Raw genomic sequence first — 20,685 nt, 5'->3', positions numbered from 1 at the left:
TTCTTTTCAGAATAGTCCAGTCAGTGCTGGACCATAATAACATTTATGTCGTAACTGGATATTAGCTACGAGATTCAATAATCGCTTTTGCAATGTTTTGCGGTGCATCAGAGTACTTCAAAAACTCCATAGAGTATGAAGCGCGACCCTGTGTAGCAGAGCGCAAATCAGTTGCATAACCAAACATTTCAGAAAGAGGCACTACAGCATGGACTATTTTGATGCCACCAAAGCCATCATCCATCCCTTCAATCAAGCCACGACGACGGTTTAAATCACCAACGACGTCACCCATATAATTTTCAGGAGTAGTTACTTCTACTTTCATGCAAGGTTCGAGCAACGCCGGATTCGCTTCAAGCGCACCCTTTTTGAAGCCCATAGAACCTGCAATTTTGAACGCCATCTCATTCGAGTCCACATCATGATATGAACCGTCGAACAGAGTGACCTTCACGTCCAACACAGGGAAGCCAGCGAGAACGCCATTCTTCATCTGTTCTTGGATACCTTTATCAACCGCAGGAATGAATTCACGAGGAATCACACCTCCCACAACTGCATTGACAAATTCGTAACCAGCGCCTTCTTCATTAGGCTCTAGTTTTAACCAAACGTGACCGAATTGTCCACGACCACCTGATTGGCGTACAAATTTACCTTCAGCTTCTACTGATGCTCGGATAGTTTCGCGGTAGGCCACTTGTGGCTTACCTACGTTACATTCAACACCGAATTCGCGACGCATACGGTCGACGATGATGTCTAAGTGTAACTCACCCATACCCGAAATCAGAGTTTGTGATGATTCTTCGTCAGTTTCAACTCGGAATGATGGATCTTCCGCTGCAAGCTTTTGCAACGCGATACCCATTTTGTCCTGGTCGGCTTTTGACTTAGGCTCAACGGCAATGGTAATTACTGGCTCTGGGAACTCCATACGTTCCAAGATCACTCTATGATCGTTATCACAAAGCGTATCACCCGTAGTCACTTCTTTTAGACCAATCGCCGCTGCGATATCACCAGCACGGACTTCTTTCAGTTCAGTACGATCGTTTGCATGCATTTGCACCATACGACCTACGCGTTCACGCTTCTGTTTCACAGAGTTGTAAACGCCCGAACCTGATTCGAGTACGCCTGAGTACACGCGAATAAAGGTCAAAGTTCCTACGAATGGATCTGTAGCAATCTTAAATGCCAATGCAGCAAAAGGCGCATTGTCATCTGATGGGCGCTCTACTTCTTGGTCGTTCTCATCGATGCCCTTAATTGGAGGCACATCAATTGGCGCTGGCAAGAATTCAATAACCGCATCAAGTACCGCTTGAACGCCTTTGTTCTTAAATGCAGAACCACAAGTCGCTAAAACGATTTCATTATTTATAGTACGCTGACGTAGTGCCTTTTTAATCTCGTCTTCTGATAGGGTGCCTTCTTCAAGGTACTTATCCATCAGCTCGTCCGAAGATTCGGCGGCTACTTCAACTAGATACTCATGCATTTCAGCCGCTTTAGCCGCTAACTCTGCAGGGATCTCCTCATAAGTGAAAGTCATACCCTGGTCTGATTCATTCCAGTTAATTGCTTTCATCTTGATTAAGTCGATCACGCCTTTGAAGTTTTCTTCTGCACCAATATTCAATTGAATAGGCACACAAGTGGCTCCAAGACGAGTTCTAATTTGCTTCACTACACGTTCAAAGTCTGCACCTGCACGGTCCATCTTGTTGACAAATACTAAGCGTGGAACGCGGTATTTATCAGCTTGACGCCACACTGTTTCTGACTGAGGTTCAACACCAGATGAACCACAGAAAACGACAACAGCGCCGTCGAGGACGCGCAGAGACCGTTCAACTTCAATAGTAAAGTCAACGTGACCAGGGGTATCGATGATATTGATGCGGTGTTCAGTGAATTGAGCATCCATACCACGCCAGAATGTGGTTACCGCAGCCGAGGTGATAGTGATACCACGCTCTTGCTCTTGAACCATCCAGTCTGTGGTAGCGGCGCCGTCATGCACCTCACCGATTTTATGAGACAAACCGGTATAGAACAGAACACGTTCTGTTGTGGTGGTTTTACCTGCGTCAACATGAGCACAAATACCGATATTACGATAACGCTCAATTGGGGTTGTACGAGCCACGATTATACCCTCTCCACCAAGACCTAAGCCTTGGCAATATCAACAACTATGGTGTGGGCCTAAGCCCACACCATCATATTACCAACGGTAATGAGCAAAGGCTTTGTTAGCTTCAGCCATGCGATGCACGTCTTCACGCTTCTTAACAGCTGTACCTTTGTTTTCAGACGCATCCAGCATTTCACCTGCCAGACGTAAAGCCATAGATTTTTCACCACGCTTACGAGCAGCTTCAACTAACCAGCGCATCGCCAGTGCGTTACGACGCACAGGACGAACTTCACATGGTACCTGGTAAGTAGAACCACCAACGCGACGAGATTTAACTTCGACTGATGGGCGAACGTTGTCCAGGGCTGCTTCAAGGATAGTCAGATGTGATTCGCTTTTCTTTTCAGCGACAACATCTAGTGCCTTGTAAATAATTTTTTCTGCAGTCGACTTTTTGCCGTCTTGCATAATGACGTTGATGAACTTAGCCAGCAACTCACTGTGAAACTTTGGATCTGGTAGGATTTTACGTTGTCCTACAACGCGACGTCTTGGCATAACAATTCTCCGTATGCTTCAGGGATTTCCAAAACTGGAATTCTCAAAATAAAACTAGCTTGGCCTTACTTAACGGATAAGTTAAGACTTAGGACGCTTAGCACCGTATTTAGAACGGCTTTGGCGACGTGAAGTCACGCCTGCACAGTCTAATGCGCCACGAATAGTGTGATAACGCACACCTGGTAAGTCTTTAACACGACCACCACGGATTAAGATCACGCTATGTTCCTGCAGGTTGTGGCCTTCACCGCCGATGTACGAAGTCACTTCGAAACCGTTAGTTAGACGCACACGAGCTACTTTACGTAGTGCAGAGTTAGGTTTTTTAGGGGTAGTTGTGTACACACGTGTACAAACACCACGTTTTTGCGGGCACGCATTCAACGCAGGCACGTTAGTCTTGTCGACTTTTGGCGCGCGTGGCTTACGTACCAACTGGTTTACAGTTGCCATGTATAGCTCCGAGTCAGTTGAATCAAACTCAACGATAAGGTGTGAAAAATCTATATCCCACAATGGTGGGACGCGGAATTTTAGAAAGGTAATGCCTGACTGTCAAGAAATAGCCAACTTTTGCGGCATATTACAAGAAAAAAGGCGCCATAGGCGCCTTTTTATAACAAACTGATTACTTAATCTTGGCTGCCAGCCAGGTTTAAGAGATCGGCCAAGTTCTGTTCGGCTTCACTTGCAGTGATCTTATTCACTACTACAGGTTCGTTTTTCTTCGCACGCGCTTCATTACGAGTCTTGTGATAAGCGTAACCAGTACCGGCTGGGATCAGTCGGCCAACGATAACGTTTTCTTTCAGACCACGTAATTGATCGCTCTTACCACCTACGGCGGCTTCGGTCAGTACGCGCGTAGTTTCTTGGAACGATGCTGCTGAGATAAAGGATTCTGTTGCCAGAGATGCTTTAGTAATACCCAGTAGTTCACGTTCGAAGGTCGCAGGCACTTTACCTTGGGCGATCAGTTCGCGGTTAGCGATCTTCACGCGTGACACTTCAGCTTGTTCCCCTTCGAGGAAGTCAGTGTCACCGGCAGAAGTGATAAGACACTTACGCAGCATCTGACGGATGATCACTTCGATATGCTTATCGTTGATCTTCACGCCTTGCAGACGGTAAACGTCCTGTACTTCGTTCACAATGTAGTTTGCTACATTGTGGATACCACGAAGACGCAGAATGTCGTGTGCCGCTTCTGGACCGTCAGCGATAACTTCACCACGTTCGACTTTTTCACCTTCGAACACGTTTAAGTTACGCCACTTAGGGATCATCTCTTCATAATGATCACCGCCATCAGCAGGTGTAATCACCAAACGACGCTTACCTTTGGTCTCTTTACCAAACGAGATGGTACCAGAGATTTCCGCCAGAATAGCAGGCTCTTTTGGCTTACGCGCTTCGAACAAGTCAGCAACGCGTGGCAGACCACCGGTGATGTCGCGTGTTTTAGACGATTCCTGAGGAATACGAGCTAAAGCGTCACCCACGTTGATTTGCGCGTTATCTTCCAAGTTAACGATCGCACTACCAGGTAAGAAGTACTGTGCTGGTACTTCAGTACCAGGGATCATCAAGTCAGCACCATTAGCGCCAAGCAGACGGATCATTGGGCGCATTTCTTTACCCGCAGTACCACGCTGACCAACGTCAAGGATCACGATTGATGACAGACCCGTTAGTTCGTCTGTTTGACGTGTCATAGTGACACCGTCAATCATGTCTACGAACTTGATACTACCCGCCACTTCAGAAATGATTGGGTGAGTATGTGGATCCCAGTTAGCGATAACATCGCCCGCTTCAACAGCTGCTTCTTCTAGCTTCTCGAGCACAGTACCGTATGGCACTTTATAACGCTCTTTCTCACGACCCAGCTCGTCAATAACAGCCAGTTCAGAAGAACGAGAAACGATAACCAGTTTGCCGTCACTGTTAGTAACATGCTTAGCATTATGCAGTTTCAATGAACCCGAGTTTTTCACTTGGACATTGTTTTCTGCAGACGCTCTTGATGCCGCACCACCGATGTGGAACGTACGCATCGTTAACTGTGTACCTGGTTCACCGATAGATTGTGCTGCCACAACACCGATTGCTTCACCGTGGTTAATGATATGACCACGAGCCAAGTCACGACCGTAACAGGCTGCACACACACCGAAATCGGTATCACAAGAAATAACAGAACGTACAATCACTTCGTCGATTGAATATTCTTCTAACTTGTCACACCAAGCTTCGTCGAGTAGCGTGTTACGTGGTGCGAGTACGTCTTCAGTGCCTGGATAGAACACATCAAGCGCAACCACACGACCCAGTACGCGTTCACGTAACGGCTCAACCACATCACCACCTTCAATCAGCGGCTTCATGGTTAGACCTTCGTGAGTACCACAATCGTCTTCGATAACCACTAAATCTTGTGCAACGTCTACAAGACGACGAGTCAGGTAACCCGAGTTCGCTGTCTTCAATGCCGTATCGGCTAGACCTTTACGCGCACCGTGAGTAGAAATAAAGTACTGGAGTACGTTTAGACCTTCACGGAAGTTAGCGGTAATTGGCGTTTCGATGATTGAGCCATCTGGCTTAGCCATCAGACCACGCATACCCGCCAACTGACGGATCTGTGCGGCACTACCACGAGCGCCTGAGTCAGCCATCATATAGATGCTGTTAAACGAGGCTTGTTTCTCTTCAACACCATCACGGTTAATCACTGTCTCAGTTGACAGGTTTTCCATCATAGCTTTAGAAACTTTTTCGTTGGCACTTGCCCAGATATCGATAACTTTGTTGTAACGCTCACCGGCTGTTACTAAACCAGATTGGAATTGCTCTTGAATTTCAAGAACTTCCGCTTCTGCATCAGCAACTAAGGTGTATTTCTCGTCTGGAATAACCATGTCATCGATACCTACAGAGGCACCAGAAATGGTTGCAAAACGGAAACCGGTATACATCAATTGGTCAGCGAAGATAACAGTATCTTTCAGACCCAGTTGACGATAACAAGTGTTCAACAGTTTAGAGATCTGCTTTTTGCCCATGTTCTGGTTAACCAGATCAAATGACAAACCTGCTGGCAGAATAAGTGACAGCAGTGCACGACCCACAGTCGTATCAACGATACGGCGTTGTTCAGTACGTTCACCAGTGTCACCAATAATGGTTTCAGTGATACGTACTTTAACGCGGGCATGCAGTTCAGCAGCGCCAGTTGCGTAAGCTTTTTCAACTTCAGCAACAGACATAAATGCCATACCTTCACCACGGCCGTTAATACGCTCACGGCTGGTGTAGTACAGACCCAATACCACGTCTTGAGACGGTGTGATAACAGGCTCGCCGTTAGCTGGTGACAGGATGTTGTTGGTAGACATCATCAGGGCACGGGCTTCAAGCTGCGCTTCCAGTGTTAACGGTACGTGTACCGCCATTTGGTCACCGTCGAAGTCGGCGTTGTATGCCGCACAAACGAGTGGGTGTAACTGGATTGCTTTACCTTCAATCAGTACTGGTTCGAACGCTTGGATACCCAGTCTGTGCAGTGTTGGTGCACGGTTGAGCATCACTGGATGTTCGCGGATCACTTCATCCAGAACGTCCCATACTTCCGCCACTTCACGCTCTACCATCTTCTTAGCTGCTTTGATGGTAGTAGCTAAGCCACGACCTTCTAGCTTGCCATAGATGAATGGCTTGAACAGTTCCAGTGCCATCTTCTTAGGAAGACCACATTGGTGCAGACGTAGAGTAGGACCTACGGTAATTACCGAACGACCAGAATAGTCGACGCGCTTACCCAATAAGTTCTGACGGAAACGACCTTGCTTACCTTTGATCATATCAGCCAAAGATTTCAGAGGACGTTTGTTAGAACCGGTAATAGCACGACCACGACGACCGTTATCTAATAGCGCATCAACAGACTCTTGTAACATACGCTTTTCGTTGCGTACGATAATGTCTGGCGCAGCTAAATCTAACAGACGCTTCAAACGGTTGTTACGGTTGATCACGCGGCGATACAGATCGTTAAGATCTGAAGTCGCGAAGCGGCCGCCATCGAGCGGTACCAGCGGACGTAAGTCAGGTGGTAACACAGGCAGTACTTTTAAGATCATCCACTCAGGCTTGTTGCCTGAAGTGTAGAATGCTTCCATCAGCTTAAGACGTTTAGTCACTTTCTTGCGACGAGTCTCAGAGTTGATTGACGGCAATTCTTCACGCATTTGTTCGATTTCTTTCGCTAAATCGATAGCACGTAACAGTTCAAGCACTGCTTCGGCACCCATTTTAGCTTCAAACTCATCACCGTATTCTTCTAATGCATCCAGATAAGTTTCTTCTGTCAGCATTTGGCCACGTTCAAGGCTGGTCATGCCAGGCTCGATCACGACAAATGATTCAAAATACAGTACGCGTTCGATATCACGCAGCGTCATATCCAGCATTAAGCCAATACGTGACGGTAGTGATTTTAAGAACCAAATGTGCGCAACTGGGCTAGCCAGTTCGATGTGACCCATACGCTCACGACGTACTTTAGTTTGGGTTACTTCAACGCCACACTTTTCACAAATAACACCACGGTGCTTCAAACGTTTGTACTTACCGCACAAACATTCGTAATCTTTGACTGGGCCAAAGATACGCGCACAGAACAGACCTTCACGCTCAGGCTTGAAGGTACGGTAGTTGATGGTTTCTGGCTTCTTAACTTCACCAAAAGACCAAGAACGGATCAGATCTGGCGATGCCAGACCAATTTTGATGCCGTTAAATTCTTCAGTCTTGCTTTGCTGTTTCAGAAACTTTAATAAGTCTTTCACGTTTCTCTCCTGAAGGAGTTAAACCGGGTGCTCCGCTCGCACGGAGCACCATTCTGTTTGCTAAACGCGGCTAAAGGCCTGCGCTTATGCCTGATCCAACTCGATATTAATACCGAGTGAACGGATCTCCTTCAGTAACACGTTGAAGGACTCTGGCATGCCAGGTTGCATCTGATGGTTACCGTCGACGATGTTCTTATACATCTGAGTACGACCGTTAACGTCATCCGATTTAACAGTGAGCATTTCTTGAAGCGTATAAGCGGCACCGTATGCTTCTAGTGCCCACACTTCCATCTCACCGAAACGCTGACCACCGAACTGAGCTTTACCGCCCAGTGGTTGTTGAGTCACTAAGCTGTACGAACCGGTAGAACGGGCGTGCATCTTGTCATCAACTAAGTGGTTCAGTTTGAGCATGTACATGTAACCAACAGTTACTTGACGCTCAAATTCGTTACCGGTACGACCATCAAACAACTTCAACTGACCAGAGGTTGGCAAACCTGCAAGTTCAAGCATCTGCTTGATCTCTTTCTCTTTAGCACCATCGAATGCAGGAGTTGCAATCGGGATACCGCCTTTCAGGTTAGTCGCAAGACGTAATACTTCATCATCGGTGAATGAATCGATATCGACGCGCTGTTGCACTTCGTCACCTAATTCATAAACTTGTTTGATGTAGCCACGAACTTCAGCCAGCTCACGCTGTTCTTCAAGCATCGCAGTGATCTTGTTACCAATACCTTTGGCAGCGGCGCCCATATGGACTTCAAGTACCTGACCAATGTTCATACGTGATGGAACACCTAGTGGGTTCAATACGATGTCTACTGGGTTACCTTGTTCGTCATACGGCATGTCTTCGATTGGGCAAATCTTAGAGATAACACCCTTGTTACCGTGACGACCCGCCATCTTGTCACCAGGTTGGATAGTACGCTTAACCGCTAAGTAAACCTTAACGATCTTGAGTACGCCTGGAGCCAAGTCATCACCTTGGGTGATCTTGCGACGTTTGATTTCAAACTTCTTATCGAAGTCAGCTTTCAGCTCTTCATGCTGTTCAGCCAATTGCTCAAGTTCAGTTTGTTTAGTTTCATCGTCAATGACTTGAATCAAAACATCTTTACGTGGCAAGGCAGCAATTTGCGCGTCAGTGAAACCAGCACCGATTAACAAGTTACGCGCACGGCTCAATACACCTTCTTCAAGGATCTTGAACTCTTCGCCTAAGTCTTTACGAGCTTGGGCGATGTGCATCTCTTCGATTTCAACTGCACGCTTGTCTTTCTCAACGCCGTCACGGGTAAATACCTGAACGTCGATGATAGTACCCTTAACAGAGTTAGGTACACGCAGTGAACTGTCTTTAACGTCAGACGCTTTTTCACCGAAGATAGCTCGCAATAACTTCTCTTCTGGCGTTAGCTGTGTTTCGCCTTTTGGCGTCACTTTACCAACCAGAATATCGCCGCCCTTCACTTCTGCACCAATGTAAACGATACCTGACTCGTCGAGTTTCGACAGAGCAGACTCACCTACGTTTGGAATATCAGCCGTGATTTCTTCGCTACCCAACTTAGTATCACGAGCAATACAAGACAGCTCCTGAATATGGATAGTGGTGAAGCGGTCTTCTTGCGCTACGCGCTCAGAAATTAAGATCGAATCTTCGAAGTTGTAACCGTTCCAAGGCATGAACGCGATACGCATGTTCTGGCCAAGGGCTAAGTCACCTAAGTCAGTAGACGGACCGTCTGCTAACACGTCACCGCGAACCACTGGCTCACCAACTGAACAACAAGGACGTTGGTTGATACAAGTGTTTTGGTTAGAACGGGTGTACTTAGTCAGGTTATAAATGTCGATACCGGCTTCGCCTGGGCGTAGCTCATCTTCATTTACCTTAACAACGATACGGCTCGCATCAACGTAGTCTACAAAACCACCACGCTTAGCAACAACCACAACACCTGAGTCAACAGCAAGAGTACGTTCAATACCAGTACCTACTAGCGGCTTTTCAGAGCGCAGTGTTGGTACGGCTTGACGTTGCATGTTCGCACCCATCAATGCACGGTTAGCATCATCGTGTTCTAAGAACGGGATGAGCGACGCAGCAACAGAAATGATCTGTTGTGGCGAAACGTCCATATACTGGATGTCAGCAGCGCGCATAAAGGTAGATTCACCTTTATGACGACAAGCAATTTGCTCTTCTGCCATACGACCGTTCGCATCAACTTCAATGTTCGCCTGTGCAATCACATAACGACCTTCTTCGATTGCTGACAAGTATTCCACTTCGTCAGTAATCACGCCGTCAATCACCTTGCGGTATGGCGTTTCTAGGAAGCCGTAAGAGTTAGTACGGGCAAAGCTTGCTAATGAGTTGATTAGACCAATGTTTGGACCTTCAGGGGTCTCAATTGGACATAAACGACCATAATGCGTTGGATGTACGTCGCGGACTTCGAAGCCTGCACGTTCACGAGTCAAACCACCGGGGCCAAGAGCAGAAATACGACGCTTATGCGTTACTTCTGATAGCGGGTTGTTTTGGTCCATGAATTGTGATAGCTGAGAAGAACCGAAGAACTCTTTCACTGCAGCAGAAATTGGCTTAGCGTTGATCAAGTCTTGTGGCATCAGCTCGTTCAGATCGCCTAAAGATAGACGTTCACGCACGGCGCGCTCAACACGGACTAAACCTACGCGGAATTGGTTTTCAGCCATTTCACCGACGCTACGAATACGACGGTTGCCTAAGTGATCGATATCATCGACTTCGTCGAAACCGTTACGGATATGAATGATGTTCTTCATTACCGCGACGATGTCTTCTTTAGACAATACACCGCGACCTTCGTCATCAGGAATGCTGAGACGACGGTTGAACTTCATACGACCGACTTTAGACAGGTCATAACGCTCTTCACTGAAGAACAAGTTCTGGAATAGTGCTTCGGCAGCATCTTTGGTTGGTGGCTCGCCAGGACGCATCATACGATAGATCTCAACCAGCGCTTCTAAGCGGTTAGTGGTTGAATCGATACGCAGCGTATCTGAAATATAAGCACCATGATCTAGCTCGTTGATATACAACGTGCTGAGTTCTTTAATACCGGCCAATGATAATTTAGCCAGATCTTCTAGGCTAATTTCGCTGTTGGCAGAGACTAAAACTTCACCCGTGTCCGGATCGATATAATCTTGAGCAGCATATTTGCCCACGATATATTCAACTGGCACTTCGAGCTCGGTGGTATTGGTTTTTTCTAATTGGCGAATGTGGCGCGCAGTGATACGACGACCGGCTTCAACCAATACAGAACCTTCAGCATCCTTGATGTCATAGCTGGCAGTTTCGCCACGTAGACGCTCAGGAACCAAAGCCATAACCAGAGTATCTTTCTTGATCTTGAACTCAACGCGTTCAAAGAACAGATCGAGGATCTCTTGAGTAGAATATTCTAATGCACGTAACATGATGGTCGCAGGCAATTTGCGGCGACGGTCAATACGCACAAATAGTGCATCTTTAGGATCGAATTCAAAGTCAAGCCATGAACCACGGTAAGGAATAATACGTGCGTTATACAGCACCTTACCTGATGAGTGGGTTTTACCACGGTCATGATCAAAGAACACGCCTGGAGAACGATGTAATTGAGAGACGATTACACGCTCAGTACCATTGATAACAAAAGTACCGTTATCCGTCATCAATGGGATATCACCCATGTAGACTTCTTGTTCTTTAATATCTTTTACTGTGCCCGCCGCTGCTTCACGGTCATACAACACCATGCGTAATTTAACGCGTAGTGGAGCTGAGTACGTAACACCACGGATCTGACACTCTTTCACATCAAAAACAGGCTCGCCAAGCTTATAGCTGACGTATTGCAGTTCTGAATTACCAGAAAAGCTCTTGATGGGAAAAACGCTACGGAAGGCGGCTTCTAAACCGCGCTCACCGGTAGGATCTTGATCGGTGAACTTCTTAAAAGAGTCTAGCTGGATAGACAATAAATAAGGGATATCCAAAACTTTTGGACGCTTACCAAAGTCTTTGCGAATACGCTTCTTTTCAGAATAGGAGTAAACCATGGGTTTCCTCTGCTTACGAGATGTGACCAAGACTGAATAAATAACTTAAGTTATTAAAATTCAGCACGTTTGCCCATCACCGTTGATGGCAAGAACCTAACCAGTAATCTCTGCTAGGGACTGCAAAATTTGGCGACAAACGGTGAAAAAAAATCGCCAGCGCATATAGCGCAAAAAAGGCCGACGGTTAAAAAACCGCCAGCCTCCACCCAAGTGGCTTGGGTGAGCAAGCTAAATAATAGCTTACTTGATTTCTACAGAAGCACCAGCTTCAGTAAGTTCTTTCTTCAGAGCTTCAGCTTCTTCTTTAGAAACGCCTTCTTTAACTGCTACTGGAGCAGCTTCAGACATAGCTTTAGCTTCTTTCAGGCCTAAACCTGTTGCGCCACGGATTGCTTTAATAACAGCAACTTTGTTGTCGCCGTGAGCAGTCAGAACTACGTTGAATTCTGTTTGTTCTTCAACAACAGCAGCTTCAGCACCGCCAGAAACAACAGCAGCAGCAGCAGAAACGCCGAACTTCTCTTCCATTGCTTCAATTAGTTCAACAACTTCCATTACAGACATAGCTGCAAAGGCTTCTAAGATTTGGTCTTTAGTGATAGACATAACAAATGTTTCCTATTGTTCTGAATTCAATTTTATTAAGCAGCCAGCTTGAAATTAAGCGGCTTCTTGTTTTTGATCGCGCAGGGCGGCCAGTGTACGAACGAACTTGCCAGCAGATGCTTCTTTCATAGTCATCATTAACTGAGCTAGTGCTTCTTCGTATGTTGGCAGTTTCGCCAAACGATCAATTTCAGCTGCAGGGATGAAATTCCCTTCAAAGGCTGCGCCTTTAACTTCGAAGTTAGCTTGTTCTTTAGCAAAGTCTTTTAACAGACGTGCTGCAGCACCTGGGTGCTCTAAAGAAAAAGCGATCAAAGTTGGGCCAGTGAACGTCTCTGCTAGGCACTCAAAAGCAGTACCTTCAACAGCACGACGAGCCAATGTGTTACGTACTACACGTACATATACACCAGCTTCGCGAGCTTTTTTACGCAGACCGGTCATAGCACCTACAGTCACACCGCGAGAATCAGCGGCAACTGCAGATAGCGCACCTTTGGCAGCTTCGTTGACTTCAGCAACAATCGCTTTTTTGTCTTCGAGTCTTAATGCCATTGGCTTTACTCCTGGATTCTACCTAGGGTATTCCCTAGTATTTACCATACTAAATACTTATGTATTTAGTGACTTACGGTGCAGATTATCCAGTAAAAAAATTTAGCTGGGGCCTGACACCGTCTACGCAGGAAATTAAGTTATTTTTACAAAAAACACCTGCGGTCTTGGACGGAAACCTGAGTTAAACACCGCTTAAACGGAAGATAAAACAGGCTTCAACCCACAAAGTGCGCGCATTATAGACTAATGCACGCGCTTTGTAAAATTATACGGTTGTTTCAAGCGTAGCTTGATCAACTGCAACACCTGCACCCATAGTGGTAGAGATGCTGATCTTTTTCACGAAAATGCCTTTAGCAACTGCAGGCTTAGCCTTTTTCAGTGCTGACACTAACGCTTCCAAGTTTTCTTTCAATTGAACTGGTGTGAAATCCACTTTACCGATAGTAGTGTGGATAATACCGTTCTTGTCGTTACGGTAACGAACTTGACCAGCCTTGGCATTCTTAACAGCTTCAGCAACGTTTGGCGTTACTGTACCTGTTTTAGGGTTAGGCATTAAACCACGTGGGCCTAAGATTTGACCTAACATACCAACAACGCGCATTGCATCTGGAGATGCGATAACCACGTCAAAGTTCATTTCACCGGCTTTGATTTTCTCAGCCAGATCATCCATACCAACTAGCTCAGCGCCAGCTGCTTTAGCAGCTTCAGCATTTGCACCTTGTGTAAATACTGCAACGCGAACGTCACGACCAGTACCGTGTGGCAACACTGTTGCACCACGAACGTTTTGGTCAGATTTACGTGGGTCGATACCCAGGTTAACTGCTACGTCTACACTTTCAACGAATTTTGCAGTTGCTAATTCTTTTAACAGAGCAACAGCTTCGTTGATATCGTAGCTTTTAGTACCGTCAACTTTCTCGCGAATTACGCGCATGCGTTTAGTTAGCTTTGCCATTATATTAATCCTCTACAACCAAACCCATTGAACGCGCAGTACCTTCGATTGAGCGAGTCATCGCTTCAATGTCAGCACCAGTCATATCGGCAGCTTTCAGTTCAGCAATTTCTTGAACTTTAGCGCGAGCGATAGTACCCACTTTCTGAGTGTTTGGACGTGGAGAACCTGATTTCAGGCCTGCAGCAGTCTTCAGTAAGTAAGACGCTGGAGAAGTCTTGGTTTCAAAAGTGAATGAACGGTCACTGTATACAGTGATCACGACTGGAATAGGCATGCCTTTTTCCATTTTTTCTGTACGGGCGTTAAACGCTTTACAGAATTCCATGATGTTCACACCTTTTTGACCCAAAGCTGGACCAACTGGTGGTGACGGGTTCGCAGAACCTGATTTTACTTGTAGCTTAATATAAGCATCAATCTTCTTTGCCATCTGACATTTCCTCAGTTTGGGTTCAAACGCGCATCAGCGACATGCTGACGTGCTCCCCCGAAAACAACGGGGACGAATTATATAGAAATTCGCCCCCGTTGCCAAACGGATTTTGTATTTTATTTAATCAGCCTTTTTCAACTTGACTGAAATCAAGTTCAACAGGCGTAGAACGACCAAAGATCATTACTGATACTTTTACGCGGCTCTTGTCATAATCCACTTCTTCAACGGTACCGTTAAAGTCAGCAAATGGACCATCACACACACGAACCAATTCACCTGGCTCAAATATGGTTCTATGAGTCGGTGACGCTGTCGTTTCTTGTAAGCGACGCAGAATTGCATCCGCTTCTTTATCTGAAATTGGGGCAGGACGATCAGACGTTCCGCCAATAAAGCCTAAAACACGCGGGATGCTTTTGACTAAATGCCAGCTGTCATCGTTCATTTCCATCTGGACTAACACATAGCCAGGGAAAAATTTACGTTCGCTCTTGCGACGCTGACCTGCACGCATTTCAATGACTTCTTCAGTCGGAACCAATACTTCACCGAAGTATTCTTCCATGCCGTGCATCTTAATGTATTCAATCAGTGACTTACAAACTCGGCCTTCATAGCCTGAGAATGCCTGCACTACATACCATCTTTTTTTAGCTTCTTTAGCTTCAGTCATTCGAGGTGCCTATACGCCAGTGATAAAATTGACAATTCGCATTAACACAGCATCCATACCCCAAAGGATAAGAGCTAAGATACCTGTTGCTGCAAGGACAATAAAAGTGGTGTTTAGCGCTTCTTGACGCGTCGGCCATACAACCTTGCGCACTTCGATATGCGCTTCACGGGCAAAAGCTAACGCTTTTTTACCTTTTACAGTCTGGAGCGCAATAAAACCAGCAATAGCGAATGCAACGATAACACTAAGCGCACGTATGACGGCACTGGCTTCGCTATACATTTGATTGCCAATAACAGCAGCGGCTAGCAATACAATCACTAAACCCCACTTCACGATATCCAGAGAATTGTTCTGGTTTTCAGTATTTGTTGTCATCGGTTTTTCCGTTACTCAATACGGCCTGAGCTTAGAGCACATTAATTGACGGGCATAATTCCCACATCATACTCTGCATTTCCGAACACCCTTAGAAACGCAAAATAGCATAAGCTCAGGGTCAAAAATCGGCCATAGATTGTATTCTTATTCGACTTTGTAAGCAAGGATGCGAATCCCATGCAAACCACAAAACCTATGAAATAATCCACTTAAACAAAAAAGGAAGCCGAAGCTTCCTTTTCAAACTAATCTCTATCGCTATTAAGCAATGATTTTAGCTACTACACCAGCGCCTACTGTACGACCACCTTCACGGATTGCGAAGCGTAAACCTTCGTCCATCGCGATTGGGCAAATCAGAGTAACTACCATTTTGATGTTGTCGCCAGGCATTACCATCTCTACGCCTTCTGGCAGTTCGATAGTACCGGTTACGTCAGTTGTACGGAAGTAGAACTGTGGACGGTAGCCTTTGAAGAATGGAGTGTGACGTCCGCCTTCTTCTTTTGACAGAACATAAACTTCTGATTCAAAAGTGGTGTGTGGGTTGATTGAACCTGGTTTAGCCAATACTTGACCACGTTCTACGTCATCACGCTTAGTACCACGTAATAACACACCACAGTTCTCACCTGCACGACCTTCGTCAAGCAGCTTACGGAACATTTCTACGCCAGTACACGTTGTTTTAGTCGTAGTGCGAACACCAACGATTTCAACTTCGTCACCCACTTTAACAATACCACGCTCAACACGGCCAGTTACTACAGTACCACGGCCAGAGATTGAGAATACGTCTTCGATTGGCAGTAGGAACGGCTTATCGATGTCACGTTGTGGTTCTGGAATGTAAGAATCCAGTGCGTTAGCCAGTTCGATAATCTTAGCTTCCCACTCTGGTTGGCCTTCTAGTGCCTTCAGAGCTGAACCTTGGATTACTGGTAAGTCATCACCTGGGAAATCGTATTCTGACAGAAGTTCACGAACTTCCATTTCTACCAATTCCAGTAATTCTTCGTCATCTACCATGTCACATTTGTTCATGAACACGATGATGTACGGTACGCCAACCTGACGAGAAAGCAGGATGTGCTCACGAGTCTGTGGCATTGGACCGTCTGTAGAAGCAACTACTAAAATCGCGCCGTCCATCTGTGCAGCACCAGTGATCATGTTTTTAACATAGTCAGCATGGCCTGGGCAGTCTACGTGTGCGTAGTGGCGAGTTGGAGTATCGTATTCGATGTGAGAGGTATTGATTGTAATACCGCGCTCACGCTCTTCTGGAGCGTTATCGATTTGAGAGAAGTCTTTAGCTTCGCCACCGTAGGTCTTAGCCAGTACGTGAGAGATAGCTGCAGTCAGTGTGGTTTTACCATGGTCAACGTGACCAATGGTGCCCACGTTTACATGGGGCTTAATACGTTCAAATTTAGCTTTAGCCATGGTAATGCCTCAGTCCAAGAATCTTGGTGATGAAAACTAACATATAGAAAAAATCCGATGCATTAAAATGACATCGAACCGATTATGTTTAGGCGTAGGAGCTAAATTTAGAGAGGCTGGTGCTGATAGGCAGATTCGAACTGCCGACCTCACCCTTACCAAGGGTGTGCTCTACCAACTGAGCCATATCAGCAACTAATTTGGAGCGGACAGCGGGAATCGAACCCGCGTTATCAGCTTGGAAGGCTGGAGTAATACCATTATACGATGTCCGCGCAACCTAACTAAGGCTACCTAACTACCTAGAAAAAGTGGTGGAGGGAGAAGGATTCGAACCTTCGAAGGCTGAGCCGTCAGATTTACAGTCTGATCCCTTTGGCCACTCGGGAACCCCTCCACAGAAAATGGTGCCGGCACCAAGAGTCGAACTCGGGACCTACTGATTACAAGTCAGTTGCTCTACCAACTGAGCTATGCCGGCATTATCATTTCGGAACGGGATATTAGGTAAATGCGCTCTCAAGTGCAAGTAAAAAACACCTATTTACGTAAAAAAAGCGCTCGAACGGTGTTTTTTTACACGTTATCCAAGTTTGCCGACCAATTAAACAGCGAATACATCAAACGGTAACGGAAACACGGCTGCAATCACCCATTTAGTATTGTTCCGAATAATTCCATAGTGTACTGTGCCTTTCCTAAGCTGAGGAAAGCCAATGACTTCTAAAAATTCAATTCAAAAAGCACTCTATCTCGCCTTTGAGCGCCTGCAATGGTCTGAGTTACGAGATTCCGTGCCGCTGACGCTGAGCGAGCAAGACTTGGAAAACCTTAGAGGCATTAATGAGAAGATATCCTTATCGGAAGTCACAGATATTTATCTTCCCCTTAGTCGGCTGCTCAATCTAATAGTTAAAGCTAAGCAACAACGTGGCTTAGTCGTTGATGAGTTCCTTGGCCAAAAGCCATCAAAAAGCCCTTACATCATTAGTATTGCTGGCAGTGTCGCCGTCGGCAAAAGTACCACAGCGCGTATATTGCAAGCCTTGCTACAGCATTGGCCTGAGCACCCTAAGGTCGATCTGGTGACCACGGATGGCTTTTTGTATCCGCTGGCAGACTTGAAACGTAAAGGGTTGTTACAACGTAAGGGATTTCCGGAAAGCTACGATATGAAAATGCTGGTTGAGTTTATCTCGGCAGTGAAATCTGGCCAACCCCATGTTAAAGCCCCTATCTATTCACACGTCACCTATGACCGTGTTAAGAATCAGCACCAAACCGTTTCTCAGCCAGACATCTTAATTTTGGAAGGCTTGAATGTACTGCAGACTGGGCTAGACTCCCCCGTCGATACCCGTCGTCCTTTTGTCTCCGATTTTGTCGACTTTTCTATTTATGTCGATGCGGAAGAGCCGTTACTTAAGCAATGGTATAAAGAACGCTTCTTGCAATTCCGCTCTGGCGCCTTCAGTGACAAGAAATCATATTTTCATCATTATTCGTCGCTAACCGATGATGAAGCCAATACCATTGCCGCCAATATTTGGGACACGATTAACGGTCCCAACCTGCAATTGAATATACAACCGACCCGTGAAAGGGCGCATTTGATCCTACAGAAAGGTCAGGATCATTTGATGTCCCACGTACTGATGCGCAAATAGTCTTCTATAAAATAGTCTCTTGGGTGCTTAGCGTGCCCTTAAGCTAATTTCACCGCCGATAAATGCTTGCACACCGTCGGCGGTTTCGAGCAATACCGCACCCTGCTCATCAACACCGCGACAAATCCCTTCGACAGACTTTTCCCCCATAAGCAAACGTATTTCACGACCATAAAATAAGTCTGCCGCTTGCCAACGAGCCTTGAATGCCGCTAATCCTTCACGTTCAAATAGCTGGATATCGCGCTTCAGTTGCTTCTGTAATTCGATAACAAGCGCAGTCTTATCTGGCATATCAACCAAATCTGACAGGTCACTCCAAGGCTGATCGATACCTTTGCCTTGCTCCTCTGACATCGCCATATTAACGCCAACACCAATGATCAGCTGACACTGACTATCCGCCTGTCCCGACATTTCAATCAAGATCCCGGCAAGCTTCTTGTTATCCAAATAGATATCATTCGGCCACTTAACCCCAATATTCTCGACCCCAAACGATTTAAGCACTTCAACTAGAGTGCACGCCACCACTAAACTTAGACCCATGGCTTGTGCCATTCCCTGCGGGAATGTCCAAAACAATGAGAAGTACAGGTGATGCCCATAGGGCGACACCCAAGTGCGACCTCGGCGACCGCGACCTGCAGATTGATACTCTGCCACGCACACATCGCCATTCTTTAGCTCAGTGGTATGGCTCAGCATAAAGCCGTTGGTGCTTGCGATCTCATCAAAATAAAAACAACGGTTATCAATTGACTGCACTAAACGTGAAGCATCAATCAAAGAGATGGGATTGGCTAGCTTATAGCCGCGACCTTTAACGCTAAAAATTGCTACGCCATAGGTTTCTAACGCATCAATGTGATTATTTACAGCGGCGCGCGAAATCCCAAGTTCAGTGGCTAACTGCTCGCCTGAAACAAATTGACCGCTAGACAATAACGCTAATATCTGGCGCTTTCTTCCCCAATTATCAGACATACAAATCTCCTTCACCGTTAGCGCCCATGATTCTAGGTTCAGCTTCTAGCACAACACCAAATTTATCCTGTACTTGCGCAATAACATGCAGCGCTAAGCGACAAATATCGCGCCCCGTAGCCCCGCCTCGATTCACTAATACCAAAGCTTGTTTGTCATGCACAGCAGCATTACCAAGCACAAAACCTTTCAGTCCCGCTTGTTCAATCAACCAACCTGCCGCCAATTTCACCGTCGCATCCGCTTGTGCGTAACCCACTATCGTCGGAAAACGCTGTGCTAAATCTAGATAACAGGCCGCGCTAACAATAGGATTTTTAAAGAAACTGCCTGCATTGCCGAGCACAGCAGGATCGGGGAGCTTTTCACTGCGCACTTGGCATACGCGATCAAAGATCTCACGCGCAGTGACGGTTGCAGGATCAAACGATTGCAATGGACCATAGACCAAACGCGGTTGCCAACGTTTAGCTAAGCGCAGTCCGACTGCTGTCACTACGGCAAGATTGCGTAATTTGTCTTTGAAAATAGATTCACGGTAAGCAAACTGACACTCAGCTGTGCTTATACGCACAAACTCGCCTGAGGGTAAATCAAGATACTCAACCCAATCACACACATCACAGAGTTCAACACCATAAGCGCCAATATTCTGGATAGGTGCTGCGCCAACCGTTCCAGGAATTAACGCCATATTCTCCAACCCAAACATGCCATGCTCGAGCGTAAACTGAATTAACTCGTGCCAATTCTCACCCGCCTCAATCTCGAGATAAAACGCTTCTGCGTCTTCAGATACTTTTATCCCCTTCGATAAAATCCTGACAACTGTACCGTTAAAGTCCTCAGTGAAGACCAGATTGCTACCGCCACCAAGCACCAACATAGGCAATTGCTGTTGCCATAGTGGTAAACACATCGCCTGAACAGCTTCTTTTGAGTGCGCCTCAACAAGAGCGGCGCAAGACTGGGCTAAACCAAAGGAATTAAACGATTTAAGGCTATGAGTTAGAGACATGTGTTTGATCAATGACGACAAAAACACATTGTAACTGCTAAAAGCGAGGATTGCAGCTAACGCGGAGGACACGTATTGATGAAATAGTCATCGTGGAGTGGGTATTTAGGCGAAAAATTACGCTGAATTTCACAAATTGCAGACGCAAAAAAGCCAGCTTATTCAGCTGGCTTCGTTACATCTCAATGAGATAATTATGCGCTTGGCGATGACCTACTCTCACATGGGGAGACCCCACACTACCATCGGCGCGTTTGCGTT

At 46.2% G+C, this 20,685-nt stretch carries 15 protein-coding genes and 4 tRNA genes; 1 reads left to right on the top strand and 18 read right to left on the bottom strand.

Going from position 1 to position 20,685, the window contains the following annotated elements; translation table 11 throughout:
• Nucleotides 1-61: 61 nt before the first annotated feature.
• The 16 genes from fusA to FW758_RS19060 form a co-directional block, all read right to left on the bottom strand.
• Nucleotides 62-2,158: an elongation factor G gene (gene fusA / locus FW758_RS19135; protein WP_107949761.1), complete on the bottom strand. Its 2,097-nt coding sequence runs from the start codon at nucleotides 2,156-2,158 to the stop codon at nucleotides 62-64.
• Between the two features lie 78 nt (nucleotides 2,159-2,236).
• Nucleotides 2,237-2,707, bottom strand: coding sequence for a 30S ribosomal protein S7 (gene rpsG, locus FW758_RS19130; protein ID WP_006083604.1), 471 nt, complete (start codon nucleotides 2,705-2,707; stop codon nucleotides 2,237-2,239).
• An 81-nt stretch (nucleotides 2,708-2,788) separates the two neighbouring features.
• Nucleotides 2,789-3,163 (bottom strand): 30S ribosomal protein S12, encoded by a 375-nt coding sequence (rpsL, locus tag FW758_RS19125; RefSeq protein ID WP_006083605.1) that lies wholly within the window; start codon nucleotides 3,161-3,163, stop codon nucleotides 2,789-2,791.
• 179 nt (nucleotides 3,164-3,342) lie between these two features.
• A complete protein-coding gene (gene rpoC, locus FW758_RS19120; protein ID WP_006083606.1) occupies nucleotides 3,343-7,560 on the bottom strand; it encodes a DNA-directed RNA polymerase subunit beta' in 4,218 nt (1,405 codons plus the stop codon).
• Nucleotides 7,561-7,644: 84 nt separating this feature from the next.
• Complete coding sequence (gene rpoB, locus FW758_RS19115; protein WP_446446231.1) at nucleotides 7,645-11,676, bottom strand: DNA-directed RNA polymerase subunit beta; 4,032 nt, start codon at nucleotides 11,674-11,676, stop codon at nucleotides 7,645-7,647.
• Nucleotides 11,677-11,919: 243 nt separating this feature from the next.
• Nucleotides 11,920-12,285: a 50S ribosomal protein L7/L12 gene (rplL, locus tag FW758_RS19110; RefSeq protein WP_006083608.1), complete on the bottom strand. Its 366-nt coding sequence runs from the start codon at nucleotides 12,283-12,285 to the stop codon at nucleotides 11,920-11,922.
• A gap of 54 nt (nucleotides 12,286-12,339) precedes the next feature.
• The gene (gene rplJ / locus FW758_RS19105) at nucleotides 12,340-12,840 is read right to left on the bottom strand and encodes a 50S ribosomal protein L10 (RefSeq protein WP_006083609.1); all 501 of its coding nucleotides are present in this window, start codon (nucleotides 12,838-12,840) and stop codon (nucleotides 12,340-12,342) included.
• Nucleotides 12,841-13,108: 268 nt separating this feature from the next.
• Nucleotides 13,109-13,810 carry a 50S ribosomal protein L1 gene (gene rplA / locus FW758_RS19100; RefSeq protein ID WP_006083610.1) on the bottom strand — a complete coding sequence of 234 codons (702 nt, stop codon included), beginning with the start codon at nucleotides 13,808-13,810 and terminating at the stop codon, nucleotides 13,109-13,111.
• A gap of 4 nt (nucleotides 13,811-13,814) precedes the next feature.
• Entirely contained in the window at nucleotides 13,815-14,243 is a 429-nt protein-coding gene (rplK, locus tag FW758_RS19095; RefSeq protein WP_006083611.1) for a 50S ribosomal protein L11, read from the bottom strand.
• Nucleotides 14,244-14,370: 127 nt separating this feature from the next.
• Complete coding sequence (gene nusG, locus FW758_RS19090) at nucleotides 14,371-14,922, bottom strand: transcription termination/antitermination protein NusG (RefSeq protein ID WP_006083612.1); 552 nt, start codon at nucleotides 14,920-14,922, stop codon at nucleotides 14,371-14,373.
• Between the two features lie 9 nt (nucleotides 14,923-14,931).
• Nucleotides 14,932-15,303, bottom strand: coding sequence for a preprotein translocase subunit SecE (secE, locus tag FW758_RS19085; protein WP_006083613.1), 372 nt, complete (start codon nucleotides 15,301-15,303; stop codon nucleotides 14,932-14,934).
• A 264-nt stretch (nucleotides 15,304-15,567) separates the two neighbouring features.
• Nucleotides 15,568-16,752, bottom strand: a complete 1,185-nt coding sequence (tuf, locus tag FW758_RS19080; RefSeq protein WP_006087508.1) for an elongation factor Tu — start codon at nucleotides 16,750-16,752, stop codon at nucleotides 15,568-15,570.
• A gap of 117 nt (nucleotides 16,753-16,869) precedes the next feature.
• Nucleotides 16,870-16,945, bottom strand: a tRNA-Thr gene (locus FW758_RS19075).
• 8 nt (nucleotides 16,946-16,953) lie between these two features.
• Nucleotides 16,954-17,027 (bottom strand) — tRNA-Gly (locus FW758_RS19070).
• A 37-nt stretch (nucleotides 17,028-17,064) separates the two neighbouring features.
• A tRNA-Tyr gene (locus FW758_RS19065) sits at nucleotides 17,065-17,149 on the bottom strand.
• An 8-nt stretch (nucleotides 17,150-17,157) separates the two neighbouring features.
• A tRNA-Thr gene (locus FW758_RS19060) sits at nucleotides 17,158-17,233 on the bottom strand.
• A 235-nt stretch (nucleotides 17,234-17,468) separates the two neighbouring features.
• On the opposite strand from FW758_RS19060, the gene coaA reads away from it, so the two are divergent.
• Nucleotides 17,469-18,419 carry a type I pantothenate kinase gene (gene coaA / locus FW758_RS19055; protein WP_107949768.1) on the top strand — a complete coding sequence of 317 codons (951 nt, stop codon included), beginning with the start codon at nucleotides 17,469-17,471 and terminating at the stop codon, nucleotides 18,417-18,419.
• A 27-nt stretch (nucleotides 18,420-18,446) separates the two neighbouring features.
• On the opposite strand, the gene birA is transcribed toward coaA, so the two are convergent.
• Together birA and murB are read right to left on the bottom strand one after the other, a co-directional pair.
• A complete protein-coding gene (birA, locus tag FW758_RS19050) occupies nucleotides 18,447-19,406 on the bottom strand; it encodes a bifunctional biotin--[acetyl-CoA-carboxylase] ligase/biotin operon repressor BirA (protein WP_446446230.1) in 960 nt (319 codons plus the stop codon).
• Nucleotides 19,399-20,424, bottom strand: coding sequence for a UDP-N-acetylmuramate dehydrogenase (gene murB / locus FW758_RS19045; RefSeq protein ID WP_446446229.1), 1,026 nt, complete (start codon nucleotides 20,422-20,424; stop codon nucleotides 19,399-19,401). The genes birA and murB overlap by 8 nt, the downstream gene beginning before the upstream one ends.
• Nucleotides 20,425-20,685 lie beyond the last annotated feature (261 nt).

The sequence above is a fragment of the Shewanella sp. 1180_01 genome (assembly GCF_052850535.1).
The sequence above is the reverse complement of the archived record's forward strand: the minus strand, read 5'-3'. Positions and strand labels throughout refer to the sequence as shown.

Excerpts from the sequence above, each read along its gene's own strand:
- rpsG (WP_006083604.1), bottom strand. The coding sequence starts at position 2,707 with ATGCCAAGACGTCGCGTTGTAGGACAACGTAAAATCCTACCAGATCCA.
- rpsL (WP_006083605.1), bottom strand. The coding sequence starts at position 3,163 with ATGGCAACTGTAAACCAGTTGGTACGTAAGCCACGCGCGCCAAAAGTC.
- rpoB (WP_446446231.1), bottom strand. The coding sequence starts at position 11,676 with ATGGTTTACTCCTATTCTGAAAAGAAGCGTATTCGCAAAGACTTTGGT.
- rplL (WP_006083608.1), bottom strand. The coding sequence starts at position 12,285 with ATGTCTATCACTAAAGACCAAATCTTAGAAGCCTTTGCAGCTATGTCT.
- rplJ (WP_006083609.1), bottom strand. The coding sequence starts at position 12,840 with ATGGCATTAAGACTCGAAGACAAAAAAGCGATTGTTGCTGAAGTCAAC.
- rplA (WP_006083610.1), bottom strand. The coding sequence starts at position 13,810 with ATGGCAAAGCTAACTAAACGCATGCGCGTAATTCGCGAGAAAGTTGAC.
- rplK (WP_006083611.1), bottom strand. The coding sequence starts at position 14,243 with ATGGCAAAGAAGATTGATGCTTATATTAAGCTACAAGTAAAATCAGGT.
- nusG (WP_006083612.1), bottom strand. The coding sequence starts at position 14,922 with ATGACTGAAGCTAAAGAAGCTAAAAAAAGATGGTATGTAGTGCAGGCA.
- secE (WP_006083613.1), bottom strand. The coding sequence starts at position 15,303 with ATGACAACAAATACTGAAAACCAGAACAATTCTCTGGATATCGTGAAG.
- tuf (WP_006087508.1), bottom strand. The coding sequence starts at position 16,752 with ATGGCTAAAGCTAAATTTGAACGTATTAAGCCCCATGTAAACGTGGGC.
- coaA (WP_107949768.1), top strand. The coding sequence starts at position 17,469 with ATGACTTCTAAAAATTCAATTCAAAAAGCACTCTATCTCGCCTTTGAG.
- birA (WP_446446230.1), bottom strand. The coding sequence starts at position 19,406 with ATGTCTGATAATTGGGGAAGAAAGCGCCAGATATTAGCGTTATTGTCT.
- murB (WP_446446229.1), bottom strand. The coding sequence starts at position 20,424 with ATGTCTCTAACTCATAGCCTTAAATCGTTTAATTCCTTTGGTTTAGCC.